Source organism: Actinokineospora sp., assembly GCF_052390155.1.
Classification (GTDB): domain Bacteria; phylum Actinomycetota; class Actinomycetes; order Mycobacteriales; family Pseudonocardiaceae; genus Actinokineospora.
The window spans coordinates 15,300-28,317 of the sequence record NZ_JBQTHF010000068.1 but is presented as its reverse complement, the minus strand read 5'-3'; the positions used below and the strand labels follow the sequence as shown (position 1 = coordinate 28,317).

The following is a 13,018-nucleotide window of genomic DNA, read 5'->3' as shown; positions in this document are numbered from 1 at the left end:
GCCGGGGGTCCGGGGGGCAAGCCCGCCGGGTGGGGCGGGGGGGCACCGCCCCCCCACAAAACCGAAGAGACCTGGGGCCACGCATTCCGTGGACACAGGTCTCCTCGTCTCGTAGCGGGGACAGGATTTGAACCTGCGACCTCTGGGTTATGAGCCCAGCGAGCTACCGAGCTGCTCCACCCCGCGTCGGTAAAGATGACTCTACGCGGGGGCTGCGAGCAGGTGCAAATCAGGTGGCTAGGAGGTGACCGGGGTCACCCGCCGCCGTTGGGGGGTGGGGTCGGCGACGGGGAGGCGCCGGGTGAGGACGGCGGGCTGGAAGTCTGGCCTGCCTTGGCTTTCGCCTCGTCGTACCGCTTTGTGGCGGCATCGAGTTCGGCGAGGGCTTTGCCCTGTTCGACGAAGTCACCGGTCCGCTGGGCATCGCGCAGGTGCGCGATGGCGGCGTTGAGTGCCTGTACCGCCTGGTCCATCTCCGATGAGGTGCCGCCGCTGGTGGGCGGTGGCGTGCTCGTCGTCGGTGGTGTGGTGCTGGTCGGCGGGACCGCCCCGTTTTCGCCGGGTTTCGTCGCGGTGTCACCGGTTCCGGCACCGAACACTTCGTCGAGGGCTTCGTCGATGGCGGGTGCGAACCCGACCTTGTTGCCGAAGGACACCAGTACGCGGGCGAGTTGCGGGAACGCGTTGGCGTCGGTGCGCTGGATGTAGATCGGTTCGACGTAGAGCAGTCCACCCGCGACTGGCAGCGTCAGCAGATTGCCGAAGCGCACTTGGACACTGGGGTTGTTGAACAGGGTTCGGTTCTCGGTGACTTCCGGTGTGGTCTGGAATCGGTTCTGCACCTGCCCCGGACCCTCCACTTGGGACGTTCCGGTGGTGGGCAGTCTGAGCACGCGGATCTTGCCGTAGTCCGCCGGGTCCGACGACACCGAGACCCAGGACGCGAGGAACTGCCGGTTCAGCAGGGTCAGCGCGCTGGTGATCTGGAAGGTCGCCCGCTCCTGGCCCGCGACCTGCGCGAGCACGTAGTACGGCGGCTGCTTGGCGCCTGCCGCGCCCGCGTTGTCCTCGGTCGGGTCGGTCGGCACATTCCAGAACGTCTTCTGCGAGAAGAACTCCGCCGCGTCGGACACGTGGTACTTCGAGAGCAGCTCGCGCTGGACCTTGAACAGGTCCTCCGGGTAGCGGAAGTGCTCGCGCAGTTCCTTGGAGATCTCGGAGCCCGACTTGACCGTGTTGGGGAACACGCCCTGCCACGCCTTGAGCACCGGGTCCTTGTCGTCGATCGAGTACAGGGACACGGTGCCGTCGTAGGCGTCGACGGTGGCCTTGACCGAGTTGCGGATGTAGCTGATCGTCCGGTTCTCCTGGCGCACGACGCCGCCGAGGGAGTCGGTGGTGGCCTCGCCGAGGGCGGTGCGCTGGGCGTACGGGTAGTTCTCCAGCGTTGTGTAGCCGTCGACGATCCACAGGATGCGGCCGTTGACCACCGCGGGGTACGGGTCGCCGTCGACAGTGAGCCACGGCGCGACCTTGCTGACCCGGTCGCGCGGGTTGCGGTTGTACATGATCTTCGCGCCCTCGCCGATCTGCGACGAGAACACGATGTTGCGCTCGGTGTGGTGCGCGGCGAAGACGAGCTTGTTGAACAGGCCGTCGATCGCCACGCCGCCGCTGCCCGCGTAGGGGACCGTGCTGCGGGCGGTGTCGTACTCCAGCGGGCGGTCGCCGTCCTTGCCGCCGACGATGGCGTAGGTGTCGGTGGCCAGTTCGCCGTAGTAGATGCGCGGCTGGGTGACCTTGATCGGGCCCTCGGTGGTCAGGTCGCTGACCTTGAACACCGGGTAGCCGCCCTGGTCGTTCGAGTCCTGCAGGGTGGAGTTCACCGTGTTGGCGGGCGCGGCCACGAACCCGTTGCCGTGGGTGTAGACCATGTGCCGGTTGATCCAGCTTCCCTGGGTCTCGGTGAGCCCGGAGGTCTTGATCTCGCGCGCGGCGACGATGTAGTCCTGGGTCTTGCCGTCGATGGTGTAGCGGTCGACGTCGAGCTTCTCCGGGAAGCCGTAGAAGTTCTCCCGACCCTCGCGCTGGGTGAACGTCGGCGCGAGGATGTTCGGGTCGAGCAGGCGCACGTTGGAGATGGTGTTGATGCTGCTCTGTTCCGCGCGGATCTTCGCGCCGGAGACGTCGGTGGTGCCCGCGTAGTCCTCGGTGCTGACCTTGTCGGGGGTCAACCCGAACGCGGCGCGGGTGGCGTCGATGTTGCGCTGGATGGACAGCGCTTCCTTGGCGTTCTCGTTGGGGCGGACGGAGAACTGCTGGATGATCGCGGGCCACGCCGCGCCGACCAGGATGCCGGAGAGCACCAGCAGGGCTGTGGCGATGGCGGGGAGCTGCAGGTTGCGCAGGAACGCGCCCGCGAAGAACGCCACGGCGCAGAAGGCCGCGATGAACATCAGGATCAGCTTGGCGGGCAGCACCGCGTTGAGGTCGGTGAAGGTCGCGCCGCTGAACAGCGTGTTGCGGCTGGAGAACAGCAGCTCGTAGCGCTCGAAGAAGTAGTCGACGGCGTAGACCAGCACGAACACGCCCGCGGTGATGGACAACTGCATGCGGGCCGACGCCGCGAGCTGGCCGCCCTTGCCTGCGAGTCGGATGCCGCCGAAGAGGTAGTGCGTGATCAGCGCGCCGAAGAAGGCGATCGCGACGGCGACGAACAGCCAACTGATCACCCAGGTGATGAACGGCAGGGTGAAGGCGTAGAAGCCGATGTCGATGTTGAACTGCGGGTCCGTGACGCCGAAGTCCGTACCGTTGAGCATCAACTGCGTCTGCTGCCAGTCGGCCTGCGCCGCGGAGCCCGCGATGAGGCCGAAGGCCACCGGGATGCCGATGCCGAACAGGCGCACCCGCTGGACCACGGTGGAGCGGTAGCGGGCGAGTGGGTCGTCCGCGCTGGACACCGGCACGAACACCGGCCGCGAGCGGTAGGCGATCCACAGGCTCAGCGCCAGCAGCCCGCCGACGAGAACGCCGACGGTGAAGAACAACGCGATCCTGGTCCACAGGACGGCGGTGAACACCGACCGGAACCCGACTTCACCGAACCACAGCCAGTCCACATAGGTACTGAGCAGTCTCGACCCGACCAGCAGGAGCAGGACGAAAGCGGCGGCGATGATGAGCAGCACACGGCTGCGGCGGGACAGCTTCGGCAGACCGATCGGAGGCCGAGTGGCCACTGGACACGCTCCAGAGTCGCTTGCTGAAAACTTTCGCGGGCGGACAGCGGACCACCCTGATTGTTCAACTCTATTAGGACCCGTTCAGGTTCCCGCGCCGGTGCCCGAAATGTGTGGATGACTCGGCGGCTGCCGGACCCGGTGGGCGGGATGCGACGATGTGCGCCGTGAGTGAGCCCAGTCCCCATGACCTGCCGTCGCTGGCCCGTGAGGTCGAGGAATTCGTGTCGTCGGGGGGCTGGGACCAGCCACCGCAGCTCTTCGCCCTGGTGTCCACCGAGCACCTGCTGCGCGAGCAGCCCGACCTCGCGGGCCAGGTCGACCCGGGGGCGGCGCTGACGCCGGTCGCGCAGGAGTCGCTGCCCGACGAGGACCTCGGCGCGGCGCTCGCGGGGATCATGTGGCCACCGGCGGTGAGCGGCTGCGCGCTGGCGCAGGAGATCGTGATGCTGCCGCCGGACGCGGAGGCCGATCTGCCCGAGCCCGACACCGACACCGACGCCATCCGCACGCTCGCCGCGTCGCACCCCAAGGCCAGGGAGGCCAGGCTGGTGGCCGCGGCGCTGCGCGACGGCACGGTGGCCTGCGTACTGCGCCTGCGCAGCGCCGACGGCGAGATCGACGAGGTGGTCGAGCACCCGGAGCTGGCCCCGAACCTCACCGCGGCCCTGCTCGACACGCTGTCCTAACAGCCGGGGACCGGGCGCCCCTGTTTGAGGTCTTCAAGCGACTGGCGGGCACCCTTCAGCGTCTCCACCTTGATCAGGCGCAGGCCGTCGGGGGCGTTCTCGCGCGCCTCGACGCAGTTGTCCGCGGGCACGAGGAACGTGGTGGCCCCCGCCTCGCGGGCGGCGACCATCTTGAACGGGATGCCGCCGATCCGACCGACGACGCCGAGCGTGGAGATCTCGCCGGTGCCCGCGATCGTGGTGCCGCCGCTCAGGTCGCCGGGGCTGAGCCGGTCGACGATGGCGAGGGCGAACATCAGGCCTGCGGACGGGCCGCCGACGTCCTGCAGGTTGATGGCGGTCTTGAACGGCACGTCCGGGCGGTCGACCGGACCGAGGCCGATGAAGCCTTCTTCCCGGGCCTCGGCGCCGAAGTCGGTGGCCTTGCCGAGGGTGATGGTGGCGGTCTTGTCCTGGCCGTCGCGCTGGTACTTGACCGAGACGACCTGGCCCGGCCTGGTGCCCGCCAGCGACTCGCGCACCTTCTCGGCCGTGGCGATCGCCTTGCCGTTGATCTCCACCAGCTCGTCGCCCGGCGCGAGCACCTTGTCCGCGGGCGCGCCCGCGGTGATCTGCTGGGCGATGACCTTCATCGGATAGTTCAGTTCGCGCAGCGCGGCGACCTCGGCGTTGCTCTGCGAGTCCTGGAACAGCTTGGTGTTCTGCTTCTCGACCTCCTCCTCGGTCTCGCCGGGGCGGAAGTACTCCTCGCGCGGCGCGAGCGCGTAGCGGCCGCTGACCCACAGGCCGAGCGCGCCGAAGAGGCTGATCTCGTCGTTCACCGAGACCGTGGTCATCCTGAGCTGGCCGTTGGTCGGGTAGGTCTGCTCGCCCTCGATCTGCACGATCGGGACGCCCTCGACAGCGCCGAGGGTGTCGTAGGTGGGGCCGGGTCCGAGCGAGACGTACGGCACCGGGACGAACCCGCCGACCAGGCCGAGCCCGACGACGAGGACGAAGCTGAGCAGCACCGTCCACCCGCGTCGGGTCACGTTCCACCGCGGCGGCCGCGGGTCCGCGGCGGCGGGCGGTTGAGCTGGGGCGTCCGGTGAGGTACTCACGAAGCCACAGCGTACGTGCGTTCGCGCAGGGCGGATCACCGGACATCACCCGGCGGGCGGCGCCGCGTACCGTGGACCCATGAGCGAGCTTGCGAGCGAGTCAATGTCACAGCGCGTCCGCGAGCGGCATCACGGAGCCTGCGAGGGGATGGCATGAGCGAGTTCAAGTTCGGCTTCAACCTGCCGGACCCGGACGACCGGGACAAGAACCAGACCCCCGGCCAGGGCGGCGGCCAGGAGAATCCGTTCGACGCGTTCGGCCAGCTCGGCGAGATGCTCAGCCAGCTCGGCCAGATGATGAGCCAGGCGGGCACCTCCAGCGGCCCGGTCAACTACGACCTCGCCAAGCAGATCGCCGTGCAGAAGCTCGGCGGCGGGATCGGCTTCACCTCCCCGTCGGATTCGGCCAAGGCCGTCGAGGACGCGGTGCACCTCGCCGAGATGTGGCTCGACCCGGTCACCACGCTGCCCGCGGGCGCGACCGTGACCAGGGCTTGGAGCACGCGCGACTGGGTGGAGCACACCCTGCCGACCTGGCAGCGGCTGTGCGACCCGGTGGCCCGCCGGATGTCCGGCGCCTGGGTCGAGGCGCTGCCCGCGGAGGCCAAGCAGCAGGCGGGTCCGCTGCTCGCGATGGTCGGCCAGATGGGCGGCATGGCGTTCGGGTCGCAGCTCGGCAACGCGCTGGCGCAGCTTGCCTCGGAGGTGCTGACCTCCACCGACATCGGTCTGCCGCTCGGCCCGGACGCGACAGCCGCGCTGGTGCCCGCGAACATCGAGGAGTTCACCAAGGGCTTGGAGCGGCCCTCCAGCGAGGTCTTGGTGTTCCTGGCCGCGCGGGAGGCCGCCCACCAGCGGCTGTTCGCGCACGTGCCGTGGCTGCGGCAGCGGCTGCTGGCCACCGTCGAGGAGTTCGCCAGCGGCATCAAGGTCGACACCGAAGCGCTGCAGCAGCTGGCCGCGCAGGTCGACCCGGCGAACCCGGCGACCATCGAGCAGGCCATGCAGTCTGGCATGCTCGAACCGGAGACGACCCCGGAGCAGAAGGCGGCGCTGGCCCGGTTGGAAACCCTGCTCGCGCTGGTCGAGGGCTGGGTCGACCTGGTCGTCGGCGAGGCCGTCAGCGAGCGGCTCCCCGGCGCGGACGCCCTGCGCGAGACTCTGCGCCGCCGTCGCGCGTCGGGCGGTCCGGCCGAGCAGACCTTCGCCACGCTCGTCGGCTTGGAGCTGCGGCCGCGCAGGCTGCGGGCGGCGGCGGCGCTGTGGCGGCTGGTCACCGACCAGCACGGCGTCGACGTTCGCGACGGCCTGTGGGCCCACCCCGACCTGATGCCGACAGCCGCGGATCTCGACGACCCGATGGAGTTCGCCGAGCGGCTGGGCGTCAAGTCGGAGGTCGAGGACGACCCGATCGCGCAGCTCAAGCGGACCGAGCAGTCCCCGGAGGCCAAGGACGCCGACGACTGACTCAGTCCATCGGGGTGATCCCCCATCCTGCCGCCGCGGACAGCCCTTCCAGGTAGCCGATAGCCCTGTCCGTGCGCGGATAGTCGCGGACCAGCTCCCAGAAGTCGGGTCCGTGGCCCGGCACCAGCAGGTGCGCCAGCTCGTGCACGAGCACGTAGTCGAGCACCCAGGCGGGCACCTCGCGCAGCCGCTCGCTCACCCGGATGGTGCGGTCCACCGGTGTGCAGGACGCCCAGCGGGTGCGCATGGGCGGCACCCAGCGCACCCCCGCCGGCACGCAGCGGCCCGCGAAGTGCCGCTCGGACAGCTCGGCGCACCGCTGCAGCAGCGCGGCGTCGGACGTGCGCGCGGGCGAGCGCCTGCGGGTCTCGTTGCGCAGGAGCCTGCGCTGCATCTCCGCCACCCAGTGGGCCTCTTCCTTCTTGGAGAGCCGGGCGGGGATCTGGACGATCAAGGTGTCACCTTCGCGATAGGCGGTGACGGTGCGGGTACGTCGTTTGCTCCTGCGCACCTCGACGCTGGGTTCGGCCACGGAACAACGGTAAAGGGCGACACCGACATCGCGGGAGGACCGGCCGGGTGGCAATGCCCCCCTGTGGACAACTGACTCCACCATTCGGCCGAACCGTGCATCCTGATGTCATGACGAACCAGACCCTTCCCAGCAGGCCCCGGCTGCGTCCCGGCCTCGCCGTGCTGCACCGCGGCCCAGGCGAGATCCAGATCGGCCTCGACCCGCGCCGCGCCACCGTCGTGAGCGGACTGCCCGGCCCGGTCGCCCACGTCGCGGCCGCGCTGAGCGGCGGCCGGACCATGGCCGAGCTGCTGGACCGCGTCGGCCCACGACATCGCGACGCCCTGCACGCGCTGCTCGTCGGGCTGGCCGAGCAGGGGCTGGTCGAGGACGCCGCCGCCCCGGCCACGTCGATCCCCCGAAGACTCGCGGCCGACACGACGGCCGCCGCCCTGCGCGGCACGACCAGCGCCCCCGAGGCACGGGCCCGCGCGGCCATCGCCATCCACGGTGACGGCAGGCTCGCGGTGGCCGTCGCGTGCCTGTTGGCCGCGGCGGGCGTCGGCAGGCTGCACGTCACCGCCCGCGGCGAGGTCACCCCGGAGGACGTCGGCGTCGGCCTGGCAGCCGACGACGTCGGCAGGCGGCGGCAGGATGCGGCCCACGACGCGATCCGCCGGATCGACGACACGGTGGGCACGCAGGCGTTCACCCGCCACCGGCCGGACCTGGTCCTGCTGACCGACGCCCTGGTCCCCGACCCGACCCTGACGGCCCGGCTGACCTCGGACGCCGTCGCGCACCTGTGCGTCCGCGTCCGCGACGGCGTCGGCATCGTCGGCCCGCTGGTCGTCCCGGGCACCACGAGCTGTCTGCGCTGCGCCGATCTGCACCGCGCGGACCTGGACGCCTGCTGGCCCAGGGTGGCGGCGCAACTGGCCGGGCGCGCCCAGTTGGCCGACGTGGCGGCGGTCCAGGCGACGGCGGGTCTGGCCGCGGCGCAGACCCTGGCCACCCTCGCCTGGCTGCAGGCGCCCGGACGCGGCAAACCCGCGGTGTGGAACGCGGGCGCCGAACTCGACCCCGTGTCGGCCACGGTGGCCCACCGCCCGTGGCCGCCCCATCCCGCCTGCCCGTGCGGCGCCACGGCCCGACACCACGACCCCCCGACCCGCCCCGACGAGTGAACTCTCGCGGGTCGATTCCACCGACGGGCGAAACGTGGCGCCCGAACCGACCGAACTATGTCGCGTGGGTCACTCCTGCCCACCGATGGGAGCAGGTGCACGGCAATCGGCTGCGGCAGGGCCGCGGGACAGGGGACAATCGTCAAGTGACCGAGATGCCACGCAAGACAGTCGCGCGCACCGCGCGGCTGGCCAGCATCCCCCTGGGGGTGGCGGGTCGGGCCGTCGGCGGCTGGGGAAAGCGGCTGGCCGGGCAGAGCGCCGAGCAGGTCAGCGCCGACCTGTCCGCCCGCACCGCGGAGCAGTTGTTCGCGGTGTTGGGGCAGCTCAAGGGCGGCGCGATGAAGTTCGGGCAGGCGCTGTCGGTGTTCGAGGCCGCGATCCCGGACGAGCTGGCCGAGCCCTACCGGGAGGCGCTCACCAAGCTGCAGTCCGCGGCCCCGCCGATGACCACCCCGGCGATGCACCGCGTGCTGGCCCAGCAGCTCGGCCGCGGCTGGGCGGAGCGTTTCACCGAGTTCGACGACACCCCCGCGGCGGCGGCGAGCATCGGCCAGGTGCACAAGGCCGTGTGGCACGACGGCAGGCAGGTGGCGGTCAAGATCCAGTACCCGGGCGCCGACGAGGCGCTGCTGTCCGATCTGCGCCAGTTGCAGCGGTTCAGCAAGCTCTTCCAGCCGTTCGCGCCGGGCATGGAGATCAAGCCGCTGCTGCAGGAACTCACCGACCGGATGACCGAGGAGCTCGACTACCGCGCCGAGGCGGAGAACCAGCGCGCCTTCGCCAAGGCGTTCGCGGGCGACGCCCAGGTGCTGGTGCCGCGGGTGGTCGCGAGCGCACCCAAGGTCACGGTCACCGAGTGGGTCGACGGGACGCCACTGGCGTCGATCATCCGCACCGGCACCCGAACGGAGCGCAACACCGCGGGCAGGCTGCTCTCGGAGTTCCACTTCTCCTCACCCGCGCGGGCAGGACTGCTGCACTCCGACCCGCACCCGGGCAACTTCATGATCGTCCCGGACGGGCGGCTGTGCGTCATCGACTTCGGCGCCGTCGCCCGCCTGCCCGACGGCCTGCCCCGGCCGCTGGGCATGATGACCAGGCTGTCCCTGCGCGGAAACTCGGCCGACCTGCTCGACCTGATGCGTCGCGAGGGTTTCGTCCGCCCCGGCATGCAACTCAACGCGGACGACGTGCTCGCCTACCTGGCCCCGTTCACCGAGCCCGCCTCGGTCGAGACGTTCCACTTCACCCGCAAGTGGATGCAACGCCAAGCCGAACGCGTCGGCGACCTGCGCGGCCAGGACTTCAAGACGGGCCGCTCGCTCAACCTGCCGCCGCAGTACCTGCTGATCCAGCGGGTCACCGCGGGCGCCACCGGCATCCTCTGCCAACTCGACGCCGAGTTCTCGATGCACGCCATCATCACCCAGTGGCAACCCGGCTTCGCCGACGACGCCCCCTGACCGGGCGCACCCGCCAGTAGGCACCCCGGCACTCAGGGGATCAGGACGAGCCTGCCCCGCACCCCGCCCTTCGCCAGGCGTTCGTGGGCAGTGGTGGCCTGGTCGAGCGGGTAGGTCTGTGCCACCCGCAGGCTCAGGGTTCCCGCCGAGGCCAGCGACACCAGTTCCGCCAGTTCGTCGGTGTAGGCGGCGACGAATACCGTCGACACCGTCGTGTCCCGCAACGCGAGCGGCTCGGCGCCCGCCAGCACCGCCACGTACGACCCGCCGTCGCGCAGCGCGTCGAGGGCGGCTACTCGGAGGGAGGCCGCGTCGACCACGCCGTCCACACCACCTGGCACCAGCTCGCGCACCCGGAGAGCGATGGCGTCGCCGCGGGGGACGAAGAACTCGGCGCCGAGGTCGCGGACCAGGCGCTCGTCGTCCTGGCCTGCGACGGCTACCACTCGCAGGCCGCGGGCCACGGCGAGCTCGACCGCCAACCCGCCGACACCACCCGCCGCGCCGGTGACCAGAACGGTCTGGCCCGCGTCGAGGCCGAGGCGGTCGAGGCACTGCCACGCGGTCGCACCGTTGAGCGGGAGCGTCGCCCACTCGGCCGCCGTCCACTCGACCGGGATCGCGGCCACCGCCGACGCGTCGATCACGACCTGCTCGGCGTACGCACCGAGCGGCAGGTGGAGCAGGTTGAGCAGCCCGACGACCCGGTCGCCCACCGCGACCGTGGTGACGCCCGCACCCACCGCGTCCACCACGCCCGCCGCGTCCCAGCCCAGGCCGGACACGTCCTTCGGCGCCGCCAGCCCGAACTGCACCGGCAGGCCCGCGCCGGTCGCCGCGTCGACCGGGTTCACCCCGGCCGCCTCGACCCGCAGCCGCACCTGCCCGTGCCCCGGCTCCGGCACCGCGACGTCCACCAGCACGGGCCCACCGTCTCGCACCACAACCGCTCGCATGTCTGCTCCCTGTCGTCCATGAACCACGTGGCACGAACCTATGGAGTGTTACTCTCCATTGGGAAGTACGCACCTGAAAGTGCGCAACTCACGGGGAGGAACGTGTGGCGACCCGGACCGCGGCGCAGAGCCGTGCCGACGAGCGCGCGGCGTTCGACGCGTACCTGGCGACCTGTCCCGCGCGACAGTTGCTCGACAGGCTCACCGACAAGTGGGTGAGCCTGATCATCAGCGCTCTGGCAGACGAGCCGATGCGCTACAGCGAACTGGCGCGCAAGATCGCCGGGGTCAGCCAGAAGATGCTCACCCAGTCCCTGCGCGCCATGGAGCGCGACGGCCTGATCACCCGGCAGGTCACCCCGTCGGTGCCGGTCCGGGTGGACTACGAGCTGACGCCGCTGGGCGCGAGCCTGCTGCCGGTGATGTGCGCGATCAAGGACTGGGCGGAGACACACATGCACGAGGTCGCCGCCGCCCGCGCCACCTACGACGTACGAACCTAGGACGCACCGGCAGACGTGGCGCCCGCGCTCACCACGAACACCGCGGTGATCACGGCCGCGTGCACCGCCGCCACCGACTTGCGCACGGCCCCCGCGGCCCACTCGCTCTCGGTGAGATCCTTGGCGATCTTCCGCGCGGCGCGCTTGTCCGGCACCTCGATCACGCTGGTCAGCACCTCCAGGGCCTGCAGCAGCGAGATCAGCGCGGCACTGCGCGGGTCGGGCGCCGCGCCCGTGAGCACCGCGTGCAGCCGCGCACGCACCTGGGCCTCGTGCGCGGTGTCCTGCGCGGGCACGCGCTCGGTCGGGAAGATGCCGAGCACGCGGTGCTTCTCCCGGCGCAGCACACCGCCCACGACCAGGCCGTCGACGATGCGGTCGCGCAGCCCCTTGGCCAGTTTCTCCAGCACCCGCGCGGGCGTGCTGCCGGACAGCTCCGCGACCAGCGACACCGCGTCGGCGAGCACGGGGTGGTCCGGGACGTCGCCCGGCCGGACTACCAAGCGGCCCTCGCGGACCTCTTCGCCCTCGTGCGCGACATCAACCAGGCCGAGCGTCGCGAGTTCGATGAGGACGGCTCCGGCCAGGCCGCGCCCGACGTCGGTCCCGATCGGGCGCACCTTGCCCGTCTCGTCGTCCACCAGCAGCAACAGTAGTTCTTCGGCGATCAACATGGCTCCACCGTAGCCATCCTGGCGACGCCCGGCACGGTCACCAGTACTCGGCGGGGAGCTTGCCCTCGATGGCGCGCACATGCGTGCGGGCGCACCCTGGGCACAGCCACCGCGACCCGCGCTCGTCGTTCTCCACCGCCCACGACAGGGCTTCCAGCGGCGGCACGCCCGCTCGGGCGCACCCGCAGATCGAGCAGGTCACGGCGGTGATTCGGGCAGCGGGGTCGTCGGCCACGGCTACGTCGCGCGGCCGAGGTGGACAGTGGCGGCGCTGAGCACGAACACGTCGTCGCGGGCCACCACCCAGTCGGGACCGTTCGGGTCCAGCAGCCGGGCCACCGCCGCGCGGTCGGACTCCGACAGCCGGTCACCGTCCACGTTCGACATCCAGCCCAGCCAGTCGGCCACGGACAGCCGGACCGTCTCCGACGCGGGCGCGGGCAGGTCGACCAGGTAGCTGAACGCGCTGACGTCGACCAGGCCGGCCTCGGCGAGCGCGCGATTCCAGCCGACCGGCATCCTGACGACGCCGTCCATCCCGGCGCGCATGTCCGCGAACCACTCCCGACCGGCGGCGATCAGCCGCTCCTGCAGGCCGGGCTCCCCGACGCCGAGGTCCCACGGCAGGCACTTGGTGTTCAACCCGCCCTCGGCCAGCGCGAACCAGCCGCCCGCACGCAGCAGCCGGATCAGGCCCGCGACGCCGCGCCGCTCGTCGGGCAGGTGGTGGACCACCGCCGACGCCCACACCAGGTCGGCGGTCGGGACCTGCTCGGCGAGCGCTTCGTCGGCCGCGTCGGCGAGCACAGCCAGCACCTCGACCTTGTTGCCCGTGACCGCCGCGCACCGCTCGGCGGCGGCCGCCTGCAGCTCGGGCACGGCGTCCACCAGCACGATCCGGCCGCCGCCGCGCGCGGCGAGGGCCGCGGTGAGGGCGGCGGCCATCCCGCCGGACCCGGACCCGACGTCGACCACCGTCGCCCCGGGCGGCAGCAGGTCGACCAGCCGGTCCGCGACCCAGGAGTTGACCTCCGCCTCGATCTCGTCGGCGCGCCGCATCGGGGCGAGCCGGGTGGTCCAGTCGATGCCGTCATGGGTGTGGGCCATGACGCAGACGGTAGCCACAGCCCGCGCGGCCCGGCCAGTACCCGGCCATGACCGCCTGGTCGGACGACCGTCGGCGGGCCACGCCGCGACGACGGATGCCCGCCACCGCGAGT

The 13,018-nt window shown here is 71.3% G+C and carries 12 protein-coding genes and 1 tRNA gene; 5 read left to right on the top strand and 8 right to left on the bottom strand.

Annotated elements, in window-relative coordinates:
* Positions 1 to 112: 112 nt before the first annotated feature.
* Together ACT4N7_RS23095 and ACT4N7_RS23090 are read right to left on the bottom strand one after the other, a co-directional pair.
* A tRNA-Met gene (locus ACT4N7_RS23095) sits at positions 113 to 186 on the bottom strand.
* Positions 187 to 254: 68 nt separating this feature from the next.
* A complete protein-coding gene (locus ACT4N7_RS23090) occupies positions 255 to 3,242 on the bottom strand; it encodes a UPF0182 family protein (protein WP_444830917.1) in 2,988 nt (995 codons plus the stop codon).
* Positions 3,243 to 3,400: 158 nt separating this feature from the next.
* Here ACT4N7_RS23090 and ACT4N7_RS23085 point away from each other — a divergent pair, with 158 nt between their 5' ends.
* Positions 3,401 to 3,931, top strand: coding sequence for a PPA1309 family protein (locus ACT4N7_RS23085; RefSeq protein ID WP_444830916.1), 531 nt, complete (start codon positions 3,401 to 3,403; stop codon positions 3,929 to 3,931).
* Here ACT4N7_RS23085 and ACT4N7_RS23080 read toward each other — a convergent pair.
* Entirely contained in the window at positions 3,928 to 5,031 is a 1,104-nt protein-coding gene (locus ACT4N7_RS23080; RefSeq protein WP_444830915.1) for a YlbL family protein, read from the bottom strand. The two genes, ACT4N7_RS23085 and ACT4N7_RS23080, sit on opposite strands and share 4 nt — an antisense overlap.
* A gap of 153 nt (positions 5,032 to 5,184) precedes the next feature.
* Here ACT4N7_RS23080 and ACT4N7_RS23075 point away from each other — a divergent pair, with 153 nt between their 5' ends.
* A complete protein-coding gene (locus ACT4N7_RS23075; protein WP_444830914.1) occupies positions 5,185 to 6,498 on the top strand; it encodes a zinc-dependent metalloprotease in 1,314 nt (437 codons plus the stop codon).
* A gap of 1 nt (position 6,499) precedes the next feature.
* Here ACT4N7_RS23075 and ACT4N7_RS23070 read toward each other — a convergent pair whose 3' ends face one another.
* A complete protein-coding gene (locus ACT4N7_RS23070; RefSeq protein WP_444830913.1) occupies positions 6,500 to 7,030 on the bottom strand; it encodes a M48 metallopeptidase family protein in 531 nt (176 codons plus the stop codon).
* Positions 7,031 to 7,140: 110 nt separating this feature from the next.
* On the opposite strand from ACT4N7_RS23070, the gene ACT4N7_RS23065 reads away from it, so the two are divergent.
* Both ACT4N7_RS23065 and ACT4N7_RS23060 read left to right on the top strand, forming a co-directional pair.
* Complete coding sequence (locus ACT4N7_RS23065) at positions 7,141 to 8,199, top strand: hypothetical protein (protein WP_444830912.1); 1,059 nt, start codon at positions 7,141 to 7,143, stop codon at positions 8,197 to 8,199.
* Positions 8,200 to 8,354: 155 nt separating this feature from the next.
* Positions 8,355 to 9,665, top strand: coding sequence for an ABC1 kinase family protein (locus tag ACT4N7_RS23060; RefSeq protein ID WP_444830920.1), 1,311 nt, complete (start codon positions 8,355 to 8,357; stop codon positions 9,663 to 9,665).
* 32 nt (positions 9,666 to 9,697) lie between these two features.
* Here ACT4N7_RS23060 and ACT4N7_RS23055 read toward each other — a convergent pair whose 3' ends face one another.
* Positions 9,698 to 10,621, bottom strand: a complete 924-nt coding sequence (locus ACT4N7_RS23055; RefSeq protein ID WP_444830911.1) for an NADP-dependent oxidoreductase — start codon at positions 10,619 to 10,621, stop codon at positions 9,698 to 9,700.
* A gap of 104 nt (positions 10,622 to 10,725) precedes the next feature.
* Here ACT4N7_RS23055 and ACT4N7_RS23050 point away from each other — a divergent pair, with 104 nt between their 5' ends.
* Entirely contained in the window at positions 10,726 to 11,124 is a 399-nt protein-coding gene (locus tag ACT4N7_RS23050; RefSeq protein WP_444830910.1) for a winged helix-turn-helix transcriptional regulator, read from the top strand.
* On the opposite strand, the gene ACT4N7_RS23045 is transcribed toward ACT4N7_RS23050, so the two are convergent.
* Genes ACT4N7_RS23045 through ACT4N7_RS23035 form a run of 3 tightly spaced genes read right to left on the bottom strand, consistent with a single transcriptional unit; the run spans position 11,121 to position 12,905 of the window.
* A complete protein-coding gene (locus ACT4N7_RS23045) occupies positions 11,121 to 11,798 on the bottom strand; it encodes a GOLPH3/VPS74 family protein (protein WP_444830909.1) in 678 nt (225 codons plus the stop codon). The two genes, ACT4N7_RS23050 and ACT4N7_RS23045, sit on opposite strands and share 4 nt — an antisense overlap.
* A gap of 37 nt (positions 11,799 to 11,835) precedes the next feature.
* Positions 11,836 to 12,033 carry a hypothetical protein gene (locus tag ACT4N7_RS23040; RefSeq protein ID WP_444830908.1) on the bottom strand — a complete coding sequence of 66 codons (198 nt, stop codon included), beginning with the start codon at positions 12,031 to 12,033 and terminating at the stop codon, positions 11,836 to 11,838.
* Positions 12,034 to 12,035: 2 nt separating this feature from the next.
* Entirely contained in the window at positions 12,036 to 12,905 is an 870-nt protein-coding gene (locus ACT4N7_RS23035) for a methyltransferase (RefSeq protein ID WP_444830907.1), read from the bottom strand.
* Positions 12,906 to 13,018 lie beyond the last annotated feature (113 nt).